Source organism: Adhaeribacter sp. (assembly GCF_057359045.1).
Genome location: NZ_JBMQUD010000048.1, coordinates 1 through 22,966 on the forward strand (window position 1 = coordinate 1; position 22,966 = coordinate 22,966).

At 43.8% G+C, this 22,966-nt stretch carries 14 protein-coding genes; 1 reads left to right on the forward strand and 13 read right to left on the reverse strand.

What is annotated here, in order from left to right; genetic code table 11:
• Positions 1-65: 65 nt before the first annotated feature.
• Positions 66-374 (reverse strand): hypothetical protein, encoded by a 309-nt coding sequence (locus tag ACO1R6_RS08685; RefSeq protein ID WP_486263951.1) that lies wholly within the window; start codon positions 372-374, stop codon positions 66-68.
• A gap of 745 nt (positions 375-1,119) precedes the next feature.
• On the opposite strand from ACO1R6_RS08685, the gene ACO1R6_RS08690 reads away from it, so the two are divergent.
• On the forward strand, positions 1,120-1,542 hold the full coding sequence (locus tag ACO1R6_RS08690) for a hypothetical protein (protein ID WP_486263952.1): 423 nt from the start codon (positions 1,120-1,122) through the stop codon (positions 1,540-1,542).
• A 22-nt stretch (positions 1,543-1,564) separates the two neighbouring features.
• Here the strand turns inward: ACO1R6_RS08690 and ACO1R6_RS08695 are convergent, their stop codons facing one another.
• From ACO1R6_RS08695 to ACO1R6_RS08750, 12 genes are all read right to left on the reverse strand, one after another.
• Positions 1,565-2,053, reverse strand: a complete 489-nt coding sequence (locus ACO1R6_RS08695; RefSeq protein ID WP_486263954.1) for a GNAT family N-acetyltransferase — start codon at positions 2,051-2,053, stop codon at positions 1,565-1,567.
• Positions 2,054-2,104: 51 nt separating this feature from the next.
• Positions 2,105-3,190, reverse strand: a complete 1,086-nt coding sequence (locus ACO1R6_RS08700) for a DUF3616 domain-containing protein (protein WP_486263956.1) — start codon at positions 3,188-3,190, stop codon at positions 2,105-2,107.
• A 178-nt stretch (positions 3,191-3,368) separates the two neighbouring features.
• Positions 3,369-7,256 (reverse strand): T9SS type A sorting domain-containing protein, encoded by a 3,888-nt coding sequence (locus ACO1R6_RS08705; RefSeq protein WP_486263957.1) that lies wholly within the window; start codon positions 7,254-7,256, stop codon positions 3,369-3,371.
• 138 nt (positions 7,257-7,394) lie between these two features.
• Positions 7,395-8,501 (reverse strand): efflux RND transporter periplasmic adaptor subunit, encoded by a 1,107-nt coding sequence (locus ACO1R6_RS08710; RefSeq protein WP_486263958.1) that lies wholly within the window; start codon positions 8,499-8,501, stop codon positions 7,395-7,397.
• A gap of 107 nt (positions 8,502-8,608) precedes the next feature.
• Complete coding sequence (locus ACO1R6_RS08715; RefSeq protein ID WP_486263960.1) at positions 8,609-9,865, reverse strand: ABC transporter permease; 1,257 nt, start codon at positions 9,863-9,865, stop codon at positions 8,609-8,611.
• A gap of 12 nt (positions 9,866-9,877) precedes the next feature.
• Positions 9,878-11,125, reverse strand: a complete 1,248-nt coding sequence (locus ACO1R6_RS08720; RefSeq protein ID WP_486263963.1) for an ABC transporter permease — start codon at positions 11,123-11,125, stop codon at positions 9,878-9,880.
• A 172-nt stretch (positions 11,126-11,297) separates the two neighbouring features.
• On the reverse strand, positions 11,298-11,864 hold the full coding sequence (locus ACO1R6_RS08725; protein WP_486263964.1) for a hypothetical protein: 567 nt from the start codon (positions 11,862-11,864) through the stop codon (positions 11,298-11,300).
• A gap of 47 nt (positions 11,865-11,911) precedes the next feature.
• Positions 11,912-12,604, reverse strand: coding sequence for an ABC transporter ATP-binding protein (locus tag ACO1R6_RS08730; RefSeq protein ID WP_486263965.1), 693 nt, complete (start codon positions 12,602-12,604; stop codon positions 11,912-11,914).
• A gap of 313 nt (positions 12,605-12,917) precedes the next feature.
• Positions 12,918-14,321, reverse strand: a complete 1,404-nt coding sequence (gene lpdA / locus ACO1R6_RS08735) for a dihydrolipoyl dehydrogenase (protein WP_486263967.1) — start codon at positions 14,319-14,321, stop codon at positions 12,918-12,920.
• A gap of 106 nt (positions 14,322-14,427) precedes the next feature.
• Positions 14,428-16,062 carry a 2-oxoglutarate dehydrogenase complex dihydrolipoyllysine-residue succinyltransferase gene (gene odhB, locus ACO1R6_RS08740; RefSeq protein WP_486263968.1) on the reverse strand — a complete coding sequence of 545 codons (1,635 nt, stop codon included), beginning with the start codon at positions 16,060-16,062 and terminating at the stop codon, positions 14,428-14,430.
• 138 nt (positions 16,063-16,200) lie between these two features.
• On the reverse strand, positions 16,201-18,990 hold the full coding sequence (locus ACO1R6_RS08745; RefSeq protein WP_486263969.1) for a 2-oxoglutarate dehydrogenase E1 component: 2,790 nt from the start codon (positions 18,988-18,990) through the stop codon (positions 16,201-16,203).
• Positions 18,991-19,521: 531 nt separating this feature from the next.
• On the reverse strand, positions 19,522-22,743 hold the full coding sequence (locus ACO1R6_RS08750) for a PQQ-dependent sugar dehydrogenase (protein WP_486263971.1): 3,222 nt from the start codon (positions 22,741-22,743) through the stop codon (positions 19,522-19,524).
• Positions 22,744-22,966 lie beyond the last annotated feature (223 nt).

Here is a 22,966-nt window from a genome sequence, read left to right on the forward strand (position 1 = left end):
CTTAAAACAGCAAAGCCCGGCGCTTACAGGCACCAGGCTTTGCTGTTTTACTATTATTAAACTACTTAAGAAGGATCGTAAGACGAGCTCTTCCGGGCAGCGTGGGCAGTATTGTTGGCTTTAAAATCGGTTTTAGAACGCGAAGATAAATACCAGGCACCGGCGGCAATTAAAGCGCCGCCAATAACTTTTTGGGTGGTGCTCATGCTTTTAACTTTGCTGGCGGCAGTATTACCGTACTGCTTTAATGAATCCGGAATATTATTCAGGTTTACATTACCTAACATTGAAGTAGCTTTATCAATCAGGCTGCCGGAGCTTTTGCTATCGGCCATGCCACTGGGTTGTCCGGGATTATTAAATTGATTTTCCATAGTCTTAAATGTTAATTTTTTAATTAATTGCTTTCAAAATCGGAATGCCTCAAGTAAATATTTAGCTTTTGTATTGCCTTAAGGGAGAACTTTTTATCGGAAAAACGAAACTTTTGTTTCGTTCAGGAGCAATTTTATTTTGCATTCTTTATTGATAGGCTTACGCCAGCACCTGCTTATTGCCTTTGCGGGTACACCACCACTCATGCCTTAAGTAATTCCTAAAACCGCTGAACACTTTACACTACCTGCATATTATCAGGTAATAAGTTAAGGAGTTAATTACGTAAGGGTATTATTTACAATTAACTACCGCTTTTACTGGTTTAAGCCGTTTATGGCAATATAACCAAAATGTTATGCCTGCTTTAATTTAGCTGTACGCCACACAATTACTTAAAATCGCTAATACCAGACCGTAAAAAAAGCCCTGTGATGTAGTGGGGGTTCTTATTTTTTTTGTACCTTAGAGAACAATCTTATTACCACCTTAACGTAATTATTTTACGCACTGCTTAAAGGATGGCACTGTTTCTGCAGTAAAAAGATTAAAACCTTTATCCCCAATAATAGTTTTATAAGATACAAAACCCGATTGGGTTTATTTGCCGTAAGTATTACAGCGCAAATCTTGTGCGTGGAGAGCACCTGTATGTTGAGTACATAGAGGCTTTGAAGCGGCGCTTTAAGCGTTTAACGTTTTATTCCAAGCCTGTTTATCTTTTACCTTTAAATGACTGAAAACATGGCCAACTACCAATGCACGATTGATTTACCTATGCCCTCGCCCGATTTATCTCCGCAGGAAGTAATTGGGTTGATACTGGAATCTTTACAGGAAAACAATAAAGAAGATATTGGCATAGAAACTACTTTTAACTTTGCTTCGCCGGCCAATAAAATGGCTACCGGTTCCCTGGCAAATTATAAATTGCAGGTAAAGGCACCTTTGTTTCAGCCTATCCTGAACTTTATTTCTTATAAAGCCAGCGATTTGGTCTCGGATGGTGAGCAGGCGCAGCAAATTATTGTTACCCGTACCGAAGAAGGTACTGATTCGGGCTTTTTGCTTACACTTACCAAACAATCGGCTGCTCCATACACCGATTGCTGGATGATTGATAGTGTACGCCGGATTAACCCCAAAGAATATGGCGTAACGGTATAACGGATGCTAAAGCTTAGTGGGTTCATTCCGGATCCAAATCTAACTCCATTTTTATATCGGCACGTTTATAACCATTAGGTGGGCAGGGAACATCCCGGAAGCCCAACTTTTGGTAAACGTGCAGGGCTGGTTGCAAACTGCGGTGCGAATATAAAACCAGTTTGGTTGCTCCTAAATTTTTAGCTTCGGCTATAGCGGCCCGGCACAAAAACTGTCCTATTTTTAAGCCTTGTTTTTTTTCGGCTACGGCCATTTTGCCTAATTCGTAGCTGGTATCAGTAATTTTAAGCAAGGCACAGGTTCCCACCACTTCGCCCTGATATCGGGCAAATAATATCTGGCCTCCTTTGGCCAGAATATAACTTTCAGGATTATCTAAAATCTGCCGGTCCAGGTCTTCCAGTTCAAAATATTTATTAATCCACTCGTGGTTTAGGCTCCGGAAAGCTTCTTTATAAGCTGGTTGGTACGTTATTATTTCGGGCGTTTCGGAATTTGCAATAACAGACATAGCGTAAATTATCTATTTAACCAGTGGCAAAAATACAGAATCTCTGCTGGGCTACAATTTATACAAGTCGGCAATTACGCCATCTTCCTTAATTTTCCGGTTGTCGGTCGGTGAGTCGTGTACAATTAAAACGTGTTTGTCATCATAAAGCGCCATACCTTCGGCTTTATCCTGACCAGAAGTCGGGCCGGAGCCGTGCGGTACATCAAACAACCGAATTAATTCTTTCCGGTGCACAATGGCTTCATCGTCCTGGTGCAACCCGTTAGGCCAGCGGTAAACCGCAATGGTACCGTCCAAATCCATGGTTGGGCCGGCCAAAAGCAATAAATCCTGGCCATGTACCCGCAACTCTCGCACGCCCATGCCCTCCAGGTGCAAAAAATGCTTTTTATAGAGCCGGCCATTTTTATCGGGGGCTAATTCAAAATACCCGGGCTCCGTATCCCGCACGTTTACTTCTAAAACCGCAGCCCATCCGCGCAGCACTGGTCCCCTAATACCAATAAATATGCGGTCGCCTTTTACGGCCAGTCCTTCAATATCAAAGCCATTGTCTTTGCCAGGAATTTTAACAAAGTCTTTGAAATGAATATCGTTGGCTACTGCCGTTAATAACTGGTTACCGGCTTCATGCATGGGGAGTTGGGCCGACGTTAATATTTCGTCGGGGTTATCGGGGTTGGGGCAGCTTTTGTGCAACTCGTAATTGCCGGTTTGTTTATCCAAAACCAAAGGAATACGGGCCAGCAAATACCGGTTGGGATCGTTTTTAAGTTTAGCCAGTCTTTTAATTTGTTTGGCCGGGCTATCTTCTTTGCGGGGCTTTTTGCGCGCCAAACTATGCGACCCTACTAACCACAAATAATGCTTATCGTGCCCCAAGCCTTCAATATCTATTTCGCAGCTAGTACCCGCCGGCAACTTTAAATATTTATTCAGGTCGAAAGATTGGTGCGCACTAAAAATATTTTTATCGGTTAAGGTTAAACGTTCCAGCGTGCTGCGCTCATCGCAGCTTACCCACAAATTATCGCCGGTTCTAAAAGCCGCCGATAAGCCATCGCGCACGTGTTTACCGGCTTCGTTCAGGCTGCTGTTAGTATCAAAAAGAAGGTTAATAGCTTGTTTTTTCATAAGGTTACGGACTTAACTATCGCTTGCCGCCTAAGCCAGATTGCCCCGAGGCAGCATGTTTATGCCACGATTAACTACTTACGTAACCAACAGTTTAAAGTATTATTTTATGCTAATATTTCAAGCGACAAAGGCAATTCCAACGAACAAATAATTGCTTTTATTTATTAGACCAGGTTTATAATTTAATAAATTTCCGGATTATACGCGTCTGCTCCGTTCTGATTTCTAGCAGATATAAACCTGGCTGCAAACCGGTTAAGGTCAAAGTTCCGGGTAAAATGGTGGTGGGCTTATAATGCGTGCTGGTAAATACTTTTCGACCTAACTCATCCCAAATAATAAATTGGACCGGCCCCATCTCGTTAGAAGTAAACTCATAATGCAATTGTTGCGCGGTTGGGTTTGGGCTTATCGTTAGCTCTGGTGCTGCCAAAGAAATCACCTGGTGCACCTGTTCACTGGTTACTTCACACCCGTTGGTGATAATCTTAACCTGGTAATTACCCGTATTCCGGGCCAGGAACTTCCGTTTGGTAGCACCCGTAATTTCTTGATCGTTAAAATACCACTGGTACGCTTCGGCTGGCGGCGCAATTAAGGTATCGCCACTAACTGTTAAACTAATACGGGCTGGCTGGATAGATACTGTTACCGCAGTTACCGGGCTCTCGCAGTTATTTAGGGTTTGGGTAACGTAAAAAGTAGTAGTGGTATTAATTGCGGGCGTAAAAGTATGGCCGGTATGTACAATTTTTGTTTTACCCGCATCGGCGTACCAGATTATATTTTTACCCGATGCTAGTAATGGCACTAATTTGCTTCCTTCGCACTGTACCGGCGGTACCGGAATAACCGGTGCTGGCGGTATTGGGTAACGGTTAACTTTAATTTTACTGCGCGATACTTTATTGCACAAAGTTATGGTCCATTCCAGTTCTACTGGTTCGTAATTGTGTAGGATCAGGTCTGTTTGGGAATTGGTTGGCGCCACAATAGTAGCTTGTCCGGAAATAAGTTGCCAACGCCCCGCTCCTTTTTGCGGCGTATTAGCCTGTAAAGTAATTTTGTCTTTTCCGCAAACCTCCTGATCGGGTCCGGTTTGTGCGGTAGTAGGTGTTTCCGGGCCGCAATCATACACCATTATGGGCGCGGGTGGTAGCATTATGGTATCGCCAATAATATTAAAAACCTGGTTGGTAGCTACGGGACTGTTATAATCAAAATAATTGTAAGCAATATTTTTGATGATTGTGCCTTTGGCATTATCTGGCGTTTGGCTGATATTAAATTTAATATACCCATGGCTCGCCGGTTCATTTGTTTTGTGGTCGGGCAGGTTAATATTCTTAAAAGTAAACGTAAGTACGGGTTGGCCTTTACCCGAAACACTATAGGTAAACGGATGCGACCCCGAACCCACCCGTAGCGTAGAAATATCGAGGTACGGACTTAAAGTATCTTGTATCACCACGTTGTAAGCCACATCGGTGCCGGTGTTTTGGAACCGAATAAAATATTCCAGTTCGTCTTTGGCTTTAATGTAATGGCGTTTGGTAATGCCGCTGGGACTTACCTGCTTATCGTTGGGGTCGTAACTGTCTACAATGGTCTGGCAGGCTATTTCTACTTCGGCATCGGCATCGTCCTGGTAAAAATTATCAACCGGCGTAGGAGCAGCCATGGCGGGTGGCGCATTGGGCACATCGGGCGGAAGGGCCATTTGTAAGCTAACGGTGGGCCGGCTTTGGCCCGGATGGTGCTGGCTTTGGTCGGCTTCTAAACGTAAGGTAGCTGGGGTAGCCGGAACAGCCAACTTTGCCTGCTCTCCTTGCGCCAGCATTACTTTCCCGGTTTTTATTAAGGCTTGGTTGGCGTACAAACGGTACTCGGTACTATCGGTCATGTGGCCGCTGCCTTCATTGGCAATGGTAAATTGGGCATTCTGCTCCTCGGGCGCATAACTGGCCGCTACGGTTACACTCGATTCGTCCCAAGCCGGATTAGGGGCTACACAAACATTACGCGGCGAAATAGCCGCCTTGATACACTGGCTTAAACCCCGAATAGCTTCGTTGCCACAAATTGTTGAATCGGTAATAACAAAACTGCGGCGCTCGCCGGCTTTTAAAGTGCCCACCTCAAACAGTAAATTAGATTCTTGCCTGGCTACCCACGGTAACGAGCTGCTAATAGGCACTACGTACTCGGGGTAAGTAACTTTTATTTTAACATTTTGGGCATCGGCGGTGCCGTCGTTGGTATAGGTAACGGTGGTTTGGCTCCGGAAGCAACGGCGCAGGCGGTCGGTGGCAACGTCTACGGTTAGGAGCGTACATTCTTTAATGGTATAGCCAAAGTTAATATCTGTAACTTGTTGGTGTAAACTATCAGTAGTAGCCTGAGCATATTCCCGGCAGTTTTCGATAGTTTGGGATTTTGTAGTTGGGCTAATAAGAGGAGTTACGGTAAATTGGCCATAAGGCACCCTGGCAGAGTAATTTCCATGCTCATCAGTTATGGTATACATGTTGCCAGGATCTATTTTTAATAATTTCTGAGCTAACCCCTTCTCCGATGCGTCAGGAAAACAATTGGAATTAGTGTCGGTATACATTCTTCCACTAATCTTGGCATTTAAAGCAATACCGTCTGCCAATGTATCTGGAATCTGACCAATAAAAATATCGCCCAAGCCTATACTAGTAAGATATTTGCCATTATTAGGTAATTTCTCCGCGAAAGATGCAGCCAAAACTATTTCCTTCCTTTTAGGCACAAAGGATATCTGAGGAGAGCCTTCATAAGACAAACCTCCATAACGTTTCATCCATTCTACTTTCCCATCTAAGTTTAACTTGGCTATAAAAATGTCAGGAGACCATTCTTTATTTGGTCTTAGAACTTTATCCTGAAAATTAAACTCTTTACTAAAAATACCAGTTAAATAAAGGCTCTGATTTGCATAAATCATAGGAGCATAACTATTATTCAAAAAGCTGATGGCCCACTTTGCTCGCCCATTCGGATCTAATTTTATTAGGTTACCTCCATTAAATTGAATCCCAGCCCACGCAGACCGGTCTAAGCGAACGGAATCAATAGTTACTTCAGGATCCTCACTTTCAAAATACGTGGTAAAATATATATTGTCATCGGCATCTAATACCACACTGGGTGAAAAATAATTTGCCTTTACCGGGAAATTTCTGGCCCAGAGAACATTTCCATCTGGATCTCTTTTAACAAAAAACCTACTTTCCACAATCTGACCATAACTATTCAATGGATTTGTATTTTCTAGCTCATAGCCCGCTATGTTAATCTTTTTACTTAATCCTCCCGAGGTAATAATATTCCCCGAAGAATCTATAATTAAATGGGAATAACCTATGCTGGCTTCTAAAGAAGTTTTTACCCATAAAACTTCACCTTCCGAATTAAATTTTGCCAGGAATTCGGTACTTTGTTTTTCTTTTGTCCAATCAAAATCAAAACTTAACCCGCTAAAACCGGTACCGTCAAACCTCCCCGAAATATAAATGTTTCCTTGTTTATCAACGGCGAGTTTATCACCCCAAAAACTTCTAAAATTATTATCTGAAAAAATTATTTCGGGTCTAAATGTTTTCTCCCATACTGTATTACCATCCTGATCCAGTTTCTCCAAAACAAAACTGTAAACTGTAGTATGACTGGTTAAATATATAAACCCCGCTTCATCAATAGCCAAATCATGAAAATTGTTATCAATAGATAATGGCGCTGCCTTAACCCAAATACATTTATTTTCCTTATAGAATTTAGCTATAAAACTTCTGGTTACTTCTTTTTTAAAGCTGCCGAAATCTATTTTTTCTGGTTGGTACCCAGGAATAGTAACGGAACCTGGTTGACCAATTGAACCCAAAATGTATCGGTTGTCATTTTTATCATGAACAATTTTCTGTACGTAGTCAGAATAGCTACCACCAAAAGTTTGGATATTTTCGGCAAATTGACCAAAACCAGGGCAAGGTATTAGTAAAATAAGGAGTAAAAATAACGATGGTAAAAAGTGCTTCATCCAGAAAAAATTAAATCTTTGGCTTTGTAAATTTATAGAAGAAGCAGTATATATAAAATCTAATGTTTAAGTATAAAATATAAATAAAAAGGGAATCAATAATTAGTTGATTCCCTTACAATGCTGATATACTTAGTTTTACGCTTTACCTTTTTTATCTTCTACTTCCGGTTCTTTCACTTTTACTTTATCTTCTTTGCCAATACCCGATATTACTTCAATATTAATGCCATCGGAGATGCCGGTTTTTACAAGGCGTTTTTCAAATTTCTGGGGAGCGGTTTCTACTTCTACAAAGGTGCTATCTTTACTAAACTGCAACAGGCTTTCTTTTATGGCCAGCACGCTATCTTTTCTATCCAGCACAATATCGGCGTTGGCGCTGTAACCCGCCCGGATAAAATCATCTTCGTCCAGCAGTACTTTGGCTCGCACCTGAAACTTAATGGCGCCTTCTTCCAGAATTCCTTTGGGAGCAATGTATTCTAATTTAGCCCGAAAAGTACGGCCTTCTATCGCGCCAATGGTTAAATCCAGATCCATGCCTTCGCGTATTTTACCTACTTCCGACTCATCAATATTGCCTTCAAATATTAAGCTTTTCATGTCGGCGACGGTGGCAATGGTGGTGCCCTCGTTAAAATTATTCCGCTCGATTACGGAGGCCCCGGCTTTTACCGGCACATCCAGCAACATGCCATCTACGGTAGAATAAACCGAGTTAGACGCCGAACCGGTCCGTTTAGAAGCTCCCCGTAGCGCTATTTGCAAATTGCTTTCAGCGGCTTCTAAAGCTTCTTTTTTTAACTGGGCATCTACTTTAAACCGGTTAAATTCCTGCTCGGCAATTACTTTTTGCTCGAATAATTGCTGTTGGCGGGCCAGTTCCCGTTGGGCATCGGCGTGGTTAATGCGGGCGGTTTGCAAACTGGTTTGAGCATTGTTTACGTTTACTACATTGGGCACAATTTTTATTTTAGCAATTAACTGTCCGGCTTTTACAACCTGCCCGGCTTCTACGTACAACTCTTCAATTATACCCGACACCTGCGATTTTACCTGAATTTCGCGGCGCGGTACAATAGAACCCGTAGCTACTGTTTTCTTAACAATGTTGGTCACAAAAGGCTGCTCCGTTTTATAAACCACCGGGTCGGTATGCGATTTCTTGTAAAAATAATAGCCCAACCAAACTGATAAGGCCAGAAATAACAAACCAAAAATGCTTAATAAAACTTTTTTCATTTGGTGTTTAGTAATTAGTTTTTAGAAGTTAGTGATTAGTTGTTAGATGTTCAGATAATTATTAGCGATAAATAAATCATTAACAATCTAACCATTCAACAATTCAATTACTCATCCCTTAGGGCTTCTACAGGATTTACGCGGGCGGCTTTGGTAGCCGGAATTAAACCGGCCAGTGTACCGGTAAAAACCAACAAAACTACCGCCGTAAGCGCAATGGGTACATTTACTTCCGGGTTAGAAAAAAAGCCGGCATCTACTTTAGATTTAGTCATGAAATAATCGATAAGCGCTACCAGGCTGGTGCCGGCCAGCAAACCCAGGTAACCGGCAAAACCAGTTATAACTATAGATTCCTGAATGATAAGGCTGATGATAGACCAGGGCGTTGCGCCTAAGGCTTTGCGAATACCAATTTCTTTGGTGCGTTCTTTTACCACAATCAGCATAATATTGCCAACGCCAATAATGCCGGCAATAATGGTTCCAATGCTTACCACCCAACTAAAGGCGGCAATGCCGGTAAATAATCCTTGTATTTCCTGAAACTCTTTTTCGACGTTGGCCGAGCCAAAGGCTTTTAAATCTTTGGGATCGACCTTATGCCGGCTCATGAGCAAAAGCTTAACTTTATCTTCTATTACTGCCGCGGCAACACCGGGCTGGGGAGTCATGGCAAAGTAGCCGATTTTATTTACCAGGTTATACGTTTGCTGTAAAGTAGTAGTAGGAATATAAATGTTCTGGGCATTCTGAATTAAGTCTTCGCCCTGCCCCACACCCCGCGAAATGCCAACCACCCGAAAGTAGGCCCCTTTGATATTTATGTATTGCCCAATTGGGTCTGCCTCTTTCCCGAACAACACTTCAATTACCCGTTCGCCGATTACGGCTACTTTGCGTTTATCTTTTATATCTAGCTCGTTCAGGAAACGGCCCTTTAAAATAAGTATGGGTTCTACTTCGCGGAAAGCCGGGTAATCGCCGCGCACCGGAAAAGTAGAACTTTTGTTTTGATAACTTACGGTAAAGGTTCCGTTGAGCGAAATACTGGGCGAAATAACCGCCACCTCGGGCACTTCGCGTTTTATTGCGGCCATGTCGTCGTTGGTTAATTGAATAAAGCGGCCGGCTTTTAAACCTTTGTAAGGAATACTGGTACGTTGGGTCCAGACAAAAACTGCATTCTTAGCCACATTAAAGTCTTTTATTACGCCATTCTCCAGGCCTTTGCCGGCACCCAACAAAAGTATCAGCATAAATATTCCCCAGAACACCCCGAAGGCCGTAAGTGCCGTGCGTAGCTTATGCTTTTTAACGGTGGCGTAAATTTCGGCCCATTTATCTATGTCGATTACACTCATACCAGAACGGATTTAATCGGCGCGTAAAGCCTCTATGGGTTTAATGTTGGCGGCTTTTAAGGCCGGAATTAAACCCGCCACGGCGCCGGCAATTACCAATATTACGGTAGCAGTTAGGGCCACTTCCAGGTCAACTTCGGGGCGCGCAAAAAAAGGCAGTTCGGCCCCACTCGACTCTAATAAATACCGGATGCCATCGAGCAAACCGGCTCCGGCCAGTAATCCCAGGTAACCCGAAAAAGCGGTAATAACAATAGACTCCTGCAAGATTAAACTTACTATGGAAAAAGGCGTAGCACCTAAGGCTTTACGCACGCCAATTTCGCGGGTACGCTCTTTTACAATAATGAGCATAATATTACTTACGCCCACAATACCGGCTATTAACGTGCCAATGCCCACAATCCAAACAAATATCCGGATGCCGCTAAACAACCCGTTTAGCTTCTTCAGTTCTACTTCGTTGTTGTTGATGTTCAGGGCCAGCGGGTCTTCGGTAGAGAATTTGTGACGGCCGGCCAATACTTTTTTAACCTTTTCTTCAATAACGGCTGCCGGAATATTATCCTGGCCTACCATTGCCAGCATTTGTACTTTATTGGGCTGGTTAAATGTGGTTTGCAACGTAGCAAAAGGAATATACGCTCGCTCTTCGCGGCGGCCTTTGTTATTGCCAGATGCGTTAAAAACACCTACCACTTTAAAATGCACGCCCTTTATTTTTACGTACTGCCCCACGGCATTTACCGAATCGCCGAACAAAACATTCTTGGCGGTTTCGCCCAGCAAGATTACTTTTCGCTTTTCGCGGTTATCGTTGGGGTTCAATAAACGGCCTTTGTTCAGTTTTTCGCCGTTGAGTTTAAAGAATTGTTCGGTGGTGCCAAATACCTGGTAAGAGCCATTTTGCTTCTGATAATTAATGGTAAACTCGCCAAACAGCCGGTTGCGTGGGGTAATAATTTTGATATTGTTTACCTCTCTTTGGATAGCCGCTACATCGTCGTTGGTAAAATTAATTTCACGGCCCGGTGCCAAACCCTGGTGCGCCACCGAGGTGCGGCCATTCGAAAAGAAAATACTGTTTTTAGCGCCATCGCCAAAGCGGTTAAAAATACCGTTTTCCAGACCTTTACCAGCTCCCAACAACAACACCAGCATAAATATCCCCCAAAACACCCCGAAGGCCGTCAGGAAAGTACGCAGCTTGTTCTTGCGCATGGTTCCTAATATTTCCTGCCATTTATCTAAGTCGAACATGATTGGGTTGTTGGGAGTTGAGCGTTAATTGCTGATAACGGGCTACAGTTATGCAGTAGCCGGGAACTTTGTTTGTAATTATTTCTAATACTTCACTGCCTTGATAGAAAGTAAAAATTGATAATAGAATTATAACCTGATAATTCCAAAGGTAGTATTAGTTACACCTTGCTTATCTTGTTTTTATTTCTGTAATTTTTATGTCCCCTTCCTTTACTAATAAATCCATATGATTAAGAGGCTCAATAATTGCAGGATAAATTTCCTTTATAATATGCCAAACTATTTTATTCTTATTTTCATCTGTAGATAATAATACATTGTAAATAGGCCAAGATTTACCACGGGTAAAAAATACCCCTAATTTTTCATTCCAATAATGCTCAGAACCACTGTCTATTGTTCCGTCGTAGGTTGAGAAGTGATATACTTTATAACTCTTGCTTTCAGATATAATTGAATATTTATTTACAAGATTCAAAGTAGGTGCCTCATAATAGGGGCTAATCATTTGTGCTTTTCTCTTGTCTTTCTTATCAAATACATAAGCAGTAGTATCAAGTACTGTTCTATATGTTAGTTTAGTTTGCTTTTCTGTACTTTCTTTTTCTATTACAACTTTAGTAGTATAGATACGCATTGTTCCATACTCTATTCTTTTTATATAATATTCTTCTGCCTTATGTTTACATGAAGCCGAGAAAATAATAATTAAGCTTAATGACCAGATAAGTTTCATTTTTTAAAGTTGTACCCAACTTACATTCGACAACCAATAACTAATCTCTACCCACTAAAACTCTCAATATTCTCCCGTTCATTTATGATCAAACCATCTTTCAGGCGGATAACGCGGTGGGTTTGGTCGGCAATGTCGTTTTCGTGGGTTACAATTATCACGGTCATGCCCTGGCGGTTTACGTCTTTAAATATTTCCATTACTTCGTAAGAGGTTTGGGTATCTAAAGCACCGGTGGGTTCGTCGGCCAGAATTAATTTGGGTTGGCTAATGAGCGCTCGTGCAATGGCTACGCGTTGGCGCTGGCCGCCGCTCATTTCGTTAGGTGAGTGTTCGGCCCAGTCTTTTAGTCCTACCCGGTCTAAATATTCCAGGGCTAGCTTATTTCGTTCCCGCCTCCCTACATTTTGGTAGTACAGCGGCAGCGCCACGTTTTCCATGGCGTTCTTAAAAGAAAGCAGGTTAAACGACTGGAAAACAAAACCTAAAAATTTATTCCGGTAAAAAGCCGCTTTGGTTTGCGACAGGTTTTTAATGGGTGTACCGGCCAGGTTATAATCGCCCCGGTCGTAATCATCCAGAATACCCAATATATTTAGCAAGGTAGATTTGCCGGAACCCGAAGAGCCCATTATAGAAACCAACTCGCCTTCTTCAATAAGCAAATCGATTCCTTTGAGCACGTGCAGCTTATTCTGGGCAATGGCATAATATTTATGAATATTCTTTAACTCGATCATAACCTGGTAGCCCTAGACTAATGAATGACTAAAAAAAGCTATTATGCTTTACCTAGTAGCTGGCAATGCAAAGAAGAATAAATTATTGTTAAAAACCAAGCAGTTCCTGTAAATATCTTATTTATAAGACTTAAACTTGCCTGTATTTATTATACAAACCACCCGATTTATTTTAATTGGGTCGTTGTTTTTTTAGAGTAGATACTTAAAAGGTGCGGGAAGTTGCCTGATTCCATAAATAAATTTGCTAGAAAAGTAAAAAGCCCATGAAAGTAGACTTCATGGGCTTTAAAATATTTAGTTAAGACTATAATTAAATATGAATAGCGCGGTTTTCGGTAGCGGCTAAACAAGCTTCTTTTATGGCTTCGGTGTAAGTAGGGTGCGCGTGGCTCATACGGGCAATATCTTCGGCCGAAGCCCGGAACTCCATCGCTACTACTGCTTCAGCAATTAAGTCGGCAATGCGCGGACCAATCATGTGCATGCCCAATATTTCGTCGGTTTCTTTATCGGCTAATACTTTTACAAAACCATCGGTGTCCATGCTGGCTTTGGCGCGGCCCGAGGCTTTAAACGGAAACGAACCCGTTTTATATGCGCGGCCTTGCTCTTTCAATTGCTCTTCCGTGTAACCAACACCGGCCACTTCGGGCCAGGTATATACTACTCCCGGAATTAGGTGGTAGTTAATGTGCGGCTTCTGGCCGGTAATATATTCAGCTACCAATACGCCCTCTTCTTCGGCTTTGTGGGCCAACATAGCACCTCGCACCACGTCGCCAATGGCAAATATTCCGGGCACATTGGTTTCCAGGTGGTCGTTTACGGCAATCATGCCGCGCTCGCCCACTTGCACGCCGGCATTCTCCAGGCCTAAGCCTTCGGTATACGGTTTGCGTCCAATAGAAACGAGGCAATAATCACCTTCGAACGTAACGGTTTCGCCTTTCAGGTTCTCAGCCGTCACGGTTACGCCGCTGCTGGTGTTGGTAGCGCCGGTTACTTTGTGCTGGAAGAAGAATTCAAAACCTAAGGTTTTCTTTAGTACGCGCTGCAGCTCTTTACCCAAAGCCCGATCCATGGTCGGGATAATCGAATCCAGGAACTCTACTACCGATACTTTGGCCCCCAAACGGGCATATACCGAACCTAACTCCAGGCCAATAACGCCACCACCAATAATAATCAGGTGCTTGGGCACTTCAGTTAAAGTTAAGGCTTCGGTAGAGGTAATAATCCGCTCTTTATCTACGGGCAAGAAAGGCAGAATAGTGGGTTTAGAACCGGTGGCAATAATGGTTTTATCGGTTTCTATTTCCTGCACGTTGCCATCGGTGCCGGTAATTTTAATGCGGTTTTTATCTACAAAAGAACCCAGACCAAAATAGGTATCTATCTTATTTTTCTTCATCAGGAAGGTAATACCATCGTTGTTCGATTTTACTACCTCGCTTTTGCGCTTAATCATTTGCCCCAGATTTACCTGCAGGTTTTCCAGTTCAATGCCGTGGGTTTTAAACGTATGGGCCGCATTGTGGTAATGCTCCGACGAATCGAGCAAAGCTTTAGATGGGATACAACCTACGTTTAAGCAAGTACCACCCAGTACATTATATTTTTCAACTATAGCCGTTTTTAAACCTAATTGCGCGCAGCGGATAGCGGCAACATAACCGCCCGGGCCGGAGCCGATAACTACAACATCGTATTTCATTTCTTGTAATTTAAGGAGCTAACAAAATATTAGCTGTTATAAAATATATGTCAAAAATAAAGGAGGGAAAATATTAAAATCCTCCCTCCTTTTCACTTCTTATGCATTATACACCTAGTAATAAGCGCATTGGATCTTCCAGCAGTTCTTTAACCCGTACCAGGAAGCTAACCGATTCGCGGCCGTCAATAATCCGATGGTCATACGACAAGGCAACGTACATCATGGGCCGGATTACCACCTGGCCATCGATCGCCACCGGACGCTGCACAATATTGTGCATACCCAATATAGCTGATTGCGGCGCATTAATAATGGGAGTAGACATCATGGAACCGAATACGCCACCATTGGTAATGGTAAAGGTACCGCCGGTCATTTCTTCGATAGATATTTTATTGTCGCGGGCGCGGCCGGCCAAGCGGATTACTTCTTTTTCGATGCCGTCTAATGCAAGCGACTCGGCGTTACGGATTACCGGCACCACCAGGCCTTTCGGGGCCGATACGGCAATCGAGATATCGCAGAAGTCATTGAATACCATTTCGCCTTCGTCGATCATGGCATTAACGGCTGGGAATTCCTGCAGCGCTACCGTACAGGCTTTAACGAAAAACGACATAAAGCCTAAGCCTACGCTATGTTTTTCTTTAAACTTATCTTTGTATTTGGCCCGAATATCCATAATTGGCTTCATGTCTACCTCGTTAAAAGTAGTGAGCATGGCCGTTTCGTTTTTAACAGCTACCAGACGACGGGCAACGGTTTTGCGTAAGCTCGACATGCGCTCGCGACGCTGGTTACGGTTACCAACTTGCGGAGCTGCTGCTGCTGCTGGCTGAGCCGCCGGAGCAGTTGGCGCGGAAGCCACAACCGGAGCCGGGGCGGCTGGTTTAGCCTGTGCTTTCTGGGCATCTTCTTTGGTAATGCGTCCGTCGCGGCCAGTACCCGCTACATCGGTGGCATTTATACCTTTTTCGCTTAATATTTTGCCGGCTGCCGGCGATGGTGTACCCGCCGCATAAGCCGAAGTACCGCCGCTGGTTGCGGCAGCGGGTTGTGCCGCGGGTTGTTGCGCCGGAGCCGTACTTGGCGCACCGCCAGTTGCACCCGAGGTATTAATATTACAGATAACTGAACCTACCGGGATAGTTTCGCCTTCCTGAGCAATAATTTGTAAAGTTCCGGCGGCTTCGGCAGGTAATTCAAAAGTAGCTTTATCCGACTCCAGCTCGCACAGCACTTCGTCCATGGCCACCTGATCACCATCTTTCTTCAGCCATTTAGAGATAGTCACCTCGGTAATAGACTCGCCTACGGTTGGTATTTTTATTTCCTTTACGCCACCGCCACTTGGAGCGGAACCAGCACCTAGTTGGGTGCCATTGCTAACCGCTTCGGGAGCCGGCGCACTGCTTTCGGGCTGACCGGAACCACCGTAACCCGATTGGGTATTGGAAGCAGGCGCATCATTATTAGTCGCTGGCGTAGCAGCGGGAGCAGCTCCATCTGCCGATATTTCGCAAAGCACCGCTCCTACCGGAATGGTTTCGCCTTCGGGTACCCGAATTTTTAAAATGCCGGCCGCTTCGGCTGGGAGTTCAAACGTGGCTTTATCAGATTCCAGTTCGCAGATAACCTCATCCATTGCCACCTGATCGCCATCTTTTTTAAGCCATTTGGCAATGGTTACTTCGGTAATGGACTCACCTACAACCGGCACTTTGATTTCAAGACCCATAGTGTTTTATAATTATGAATTTAGAATTATAAATTACAATTTGATTGTTTCCGGCAAATTAGGAAATCGTATCAAAACTGCCATTTATACTTTTTATATTTCTTTAATTTTATCTTATTCTTTATGCGCAACTGCTAACTAAATGCTAAATGCGGTATCAATAATTTCGCGTTGCTGCTTGCCGTGTACTTTGTTGTAACCGGTAGCCGGCGAAGCACTGGCCTTGCGGCCAATAACATCTTCCAGCAAATTTGTGTGGCGCATGGCCCGCAGCACGTACGTCCAGTAACCCATATTGGTAGGTTCTTCCTGTACCCAGTAAATTTTGGCGTTGCTGTATTTATTCAATTCGGCTTCTAACTGGGTATGCGGGAACGGATGTAATTGTTCTACCCGGATAATGGCCACATCGGTACGTTGGTTTTGCTGCTGCTCATCGAGCAGTTCGTAGTACAGTTTACCAGTACACAAAAGCACTTTGGTTACCGCTTTCAAGTCGGCGTAAGCATCCCCGATAATTTCCTGGAACGAACCGCTGGTAAAATCTTCGAGCGGCGAAACGCACAGCGGATGGCGCAACATAGACTTCGGCGACATAATCACCAATGGTTTCCGGAATGACCAGGCCAGTTGCCGACGCAGGATATGGAAGAAGTTTGCCGGGGTAGTTAAATTAGCCACTACAATATTGTACTCAGCCGATAATTGTAAGAAACGCTCCGGACGGGCGTTCGAGTGCTCTGGTCCCTGGCCTTCGTAGCCGTGGGGCAGCAACATTACCACACCATTCATGCGTTGCCATTTAGACTCCGATGGCGTTACAAACTGGTCGATCATGACCTGGGCACCATTGGCAAAATCACCAAACTGGGCCTCCCAAATAACCAGGGCATTGGGGTTAGCCATGGCGTAACCAAATTCAAAACCCAGCACCCCGTATTCCGATAACAAGGAATTGTAGATCCGGAGTTTTTCCTGGCTTTCGCCAATGTAGTTTAAGCTGTTATAAGCTTCGTTTGTTTCGGCATCGTGCAGTACGGCGTGGCGGTGCGAGAAAGTACCCCGTTGCACATCCTGACCCGATAAACGTACAATTTTATTTTCTAACAGAATAGAACCATACGCCAATAATTCGGCGGCCGCCCAGTTCAGGGTTTTCTGACCGAAGAACATATCCTGACGTTCTTTTAGGAGTTTTTCTATTTGTTTTAAAGGTTTAAAACCAGCTGGTATCGTGCTTAAAGCTTTTCCTACTTTTTCTATTACTTCCGCAGAAATATTGGTTTGCGGCGATCTTTCAAAATCTGCCGGCTCCGACCGGCGCAACTCCTGCCATTCTTTTTCCAGATTCTGGAGGTTATAAGGCAAAGGTTTTTGCTTAACCAGGTTCAGGCGGTCCTGCAACAAATCGCGGAACTCCTTATCCATGTTTTCGGCCAGTTTGGCATCTACTTCGCCCCGACCAATCAGCTCTTTAAAATAAATTTCGCGCGGATTCGGGTGTTTCGAAATAAGATTATACAGTTGCGGCTGCGTAAATTTAGGCTCGTCGCTTTCGTTGTGGCCATGGCGGCGGTAGCACACCATGTCTATAAATATATCGTTATGGAACCGCTGGCGGTATTCGGTAGCAATGCGTACCGCAAAAACCACAGCTTCGGGATCGTCGCCGTTTACGTGAATTACCGGTGCATCTATTATTTTAGCTACATCGGTGCTGTAAATACTGGAGCGGGCATCTTCAAAATCGGTAGTGAAACCAACCTGGTTATTGATTACAAAGTGGATGGTACCACCCGTACGGTAACCGGCTAAGTTAGACATTTGCGTTACCTCGTACACAATGCCCTGACCGGCCAAAGCTGCATCGCCATGAATTAAAATAGGCAGAATACACTTGTAGTCATGGCCATACATCGAATCTATTTTGGCCCGTACAAAACCTTCTACAACCGGATTTACCGCTTCTAAGTGCGATGGATTAGGCGCCAGTTTCAGGTTTACAGTTCTGCCGGCGGGCGTTTGCACCTCGCTGGAATAGCCCATGTGGTATTTTACGTCGCCATCGCCCATGGTTAAATCGGGCACAGCCGTACCTTCAAACTCGCTGAAGATTTGCTCGTAGGTTTTACCCATAATATTGGCCAGCACATTTAACCGGCCCCGGTGCGCCATACCAATTACAACTTCTTTTACGCCCAGTTCGGCACCTTTATCGATAATGGCATCTAAAGCCGGAATAGTGGTTTCGCCACCTTCCAAGGAGAAACGTTTCTGGCCTAAAAACTTGGTATGGAGGAAATTTTCAAAAACAACCGCTTCGTTTAACTTCGATAAAATCCGTTTTTTATATTCGATGGAAGGATCAAAATTAAGCGACTCATGTTCTATTTTTTGCCGGAACCAATCCAGAATTTCGGGATCGCGAATGTACATGTACTCGAAACCAATGGTACCCTCATATATTTTTTTCAGGGCAGAAATTATATCGCGTAAGGTTGCCTGACCAATGCCTATTTCTTCGCCAACTCTAAATACGGTATCTAGATCGGCTTCGCTTAAATTAAAGTCTTCTAAATTCAGGCGGGCCTTGCGGTCTTTGCGCGGACGTACCGGGTTGGTTTTAGATTGCAAGTGTCCGCGGCTACGGTAAGCATAAATTAAATTACGCACCTGCACTTCTTTATCCGATTCGGCGGCAGTTCCACCAGGAACAGCGGCTTTCTTTGGTTCGGCGGTTGCGGCTTGGCCGTTGGTCGTACCATTAGACCCTTTACCGTTGCTGCCGGCATATTGGAGCGAAAAGTCGTAACCTTCAAAAAATTTACGCCAGCCAAAATCTATTGATTCGGGGTCTTGCTGGTAATTTTTATATAACTCATCAATATATGCAGCGTGGGCGTTTGCGATATAAGAATAATTATCCATCGGAATCTGAAGTTTTAAATTCGGCAAATATAAATAATATTACTAACCAACGTATAACAAGTATGCGCATAAGCAAATAAAGGGGTAGTTCTGAAATATTTTTCAGCTGTTTACCTTAATTACAAGCTCCATGCGCTAACCTTATATTTTGTTGTAACTACTTTTTAATTATGAATGGAACAAATCCATTAAAATAATAACGCAACCTTCCCCGAAAGGATATTTATTTCTTAAAATTTGTTTCTGGCAGCAAGTTAGTTCATCTTTTAAAGTAACAGTAGTTTTGGTTTATTTTTTATGTAAAAACCTGTCTTTTTTGTTGATAGACGCTTTGTTTAAACAAATTAATCTGGTTTAACCAGAAAAGCCCACGTATTTAAGACTTCATTAATCAGTCCTAAAAGTTATTCATTGTTTGTAAGTACTTAAATCTTATACAAGTCAGAGCACAGTTAGTATCCATTTGCCCGAAAAGGAAAGAGCCGACCTCTTCACTGAGAAATCGGCTCTTATACCTTTTAATTTCTAACTTTATTTTTGGGGTACCGGCTGTTTTCCGTTATCGAAATAAACCCAATCTAATTGTAAAAAATCGCTTTTGCTGTTACCATTCCGGAATACCAGGTACAAGTCTTGCGGATGCCCGGTAGTTTTAAGGTTGGTACTAAAGAGTTGCATGGTTTCTTCCTGGGGCCCTGTTACCGGCACTTCGGCCGTAGCCAAAAGCTGCCCATCCGGAGAACCAGTTCGGATTTCAATCTGGCTACCCGCCTGGCGGGCTCCACCCCGGAACCACAATTTAGTAATGGTATTCAGGTCAATATTTTTCAGGCCTAGGTAAGCCCCATTCTGCACATTATTTATATAAGAAAAGTCGCTACCATCCAGGTGTTTACGATTAACTAACTTAGACACCTCAAAATCTTCGGCTTGTACTTTGGGGTTACGCAGCAGTACCAGGCTGGTAGCGTTCAGGCTACCAATGGGCGCATTGCCTTTATCGGCGTAGCTGGCCCGAATTACATAAGTGCCTTTGCCACCGGCGGTCAGGTGTTCGTCGGTCGTAACGGTACCGGTCAGCGGCATGCCAATATTTTGCTTGTTGCTCAAAGATAAAATGTACTGGGCCATAGCCGTAGTTTCTTCTTTGGTGTGCTGGGGATGCGCGGCCATTACATTTTTACCCCAATTGCCGTTGCCTCCGGTAATAATTTTGGTAGCCAACATGTCGTCGGAGCCGGTTTTACCTTTGTAGCGCTGCGCCACGGCAATATAGCTGGGCCCAATGGATTTGGCTTCAAGGTTGTGGCAAGATTTACAATCGCTGTTGGCAATTAAAGTTTTACCCCGCAGATATTTTAGCCCACCGGTCATTTGGGTGTTAGAAGCCAGTAAGGCCAAGTCACGGCCTTGTTTCAGGTAATCGAAAGAGAAAAAGGCGTTGTTTGGCTCCACGCCCTTGCCCAAAGTACCATCTTCTTTATCGGTGATATTTACCTGGTAATTCAGCTTTTCGTTATCGAAATAAAACGACCGGTTAGCCTTACCTAAATCTACGGTTACTTTGGGCGGCTCATTGCCTACTCGTATTTCCAGGTCGGCGAGTGATTTTTTGCCTTCGCTATCGGTTACGGTTACTGTGGGGCGGTAAATACCCGGTTTGGTATACGTTACAGTTGCGGTTGGTTGGTTCTGGTTAGAGCCGGACTGGTTACCAAAATCAAAAGCATACTGCAACTTATCGTTTTTATCGTAATCAAAAGATTGCGTAGCCGATAGTTGCACGGTTAAGGGAGCGGCTCCCATGGTTTTATCGGCGGTAATTTTAGCAATGGGTTGGCGGTTGCCTTCGGCGTACGTAATTTTAATCAGGCGCGAATCGGGGTTATGTTCAAAATAATTAGCGCCGTATTGCAACACGTACATGGCCCCATCCGGCCCAAATTTCATATCGATGGGTTTATACCATTCCTGTTCCGGTAAAAAGTTTTCGATACGGGCCAGGTTATAATCTTTATCAAAAGAGACGACTTTTACCCAACTGCGGGCCCATTCGTAAATAAAAAGCTTACCATTATAATAATCCGGAAAACGGTTGCCTTTCGGGTAATCGGCAGCATAATAAATAGGCCCGGCCATGGCACTGCGCGAGCCTTTCCCTAAAATCGGAAATTCTTTCGACTCGCCGTACGGGTACCAGATCAGGGGCTTTTGGGCAGGCGGCAGTATTTTCTGGCCAGTATTATTCGGCGATAAATTTTCAGGACGCTGGCGATCGAACTTAGGGCCTATTTTATTTGTGGCAAAATCAAAGTCGGCGTAAGCAAAATTATTACCTACAAAATAGGGCCAACCAAAATTTCCGGCCTGCCGGGCCTGGTTCCATTCATCGTAGCTTTCGGGGCCACGTTCAGTCGATTTGCCGCCATCTGGTCCCACATCACCCCAATACACGTAACCAGTCTTTTTATCGACGGTAAACCTAAAAGCATTGCGGGTACCCATAACGTAAATCTCGGGCCGGGTTAAGGGCGTACCGGCCGGAAATAAATTACCGGCCGGAATGGTATATGAACCATCGGGTTCCGGATGAATACGCAATATTTTACCGGTTAAGCTATTGGTATTACCGGATGATTTCTGGGCATCGAAGGGAGCCCGGCCCGATCGTTCGTCGATGGGGCTAAAGCCGTCTGACTCTTTGGAACTGGTATTATCGCCGGTAGAAATATACAAATCGCCGTTAGGGCCAAACTCCAAATGACCACCCGAGTGGCAACAGGTTTCACGCTGGGTAGGTATTTCCAACACAATTTTCTCGGAGCTTTTAATCAGGCTATCGCCCTTCATGAGAAAACGCGATACGTTTTGTTTGGGAATATTACCGGCCGGCGAATAATTAATGTAAATAAAGTTATTTTGTTCGAAATTGGGATCCAAAGCTACGCCCAGCATGCCATCTTCGTAGTTACCGGTAATGCTTACATCAAACTTGGCAATGGTACTGGTTTTGCGTTTAGCCGGATTATACAGTTTTACTTCGCCGCGGCGTTCGAGGTAGAGTATCCGGCCATCTTTAAAAATAACCATTTCCATGGGCTCGTACATATAGGTATCGAGCACCTCTACCACAAACCGATTCGACTCCGGCACCCGGGCGGTTTTGGCCTGGTTGTAGTTTAATTTGTCTTTACCAGCCGAAAATTTAAAAGCTTTACCCAGCATTTTTTCCAATGCCTGCGGCGAAAAACTGGCATCTAGTTGGGCAAAGAAAACCCGGCCGCCATCGTATTTAGCCATAAAAGGGGTATCGGCGGTTTTTTGCCGGACCTGGTTTAAAGTATGGTACCAGGGCCAATTGCGCACGGTATCAGTAACGGCATTAAAAGCCATTACACCGCCACCGGCCTGCACATAACGTTCAAAATCGGCTTGCTGGCGGGTATTCAGGACCTCCAGCGGTGTATACAAAAATACCACCGATTTATATTGCTTCAGGGAATCTTCGGTAAAATAAGCGGCATTAGCGGTAGTATCTATCTGCATTTTTTGCTTAGCGCCCAATTGCTGCAACAATTGCAAATGCGCTAAGCGTGCCGCTTCGGCACCACCAGCGCGAGAAAATACCAATATTTTAGGTGGGGTACTTTTAAAAGAAAATAAGCCCACAAATAACAACAAACAAAGGCTGCCCAGGGCATACCACTTTGTGTTTTTAGCAAATGTACTTTTAGAAAAATTTTGGGGGTTCATGTATAATTAACCTAGAATTAGCGGGGTAACAAGTTACGCACTTATAACCAAAATACGCACTATTTTATTCCAAATTAAAAGGCGTAAAACTTAATTTTATATTGGTTTCTTGCTAAAAAGCTGTTTTGCTTATACAAATAATTAAAATTATAGGAAGCCTTTCTGAGAGCAGCTCAGAATTATAACTAAATAAAATATTTGCGGATAGCCAATAATTTATTCC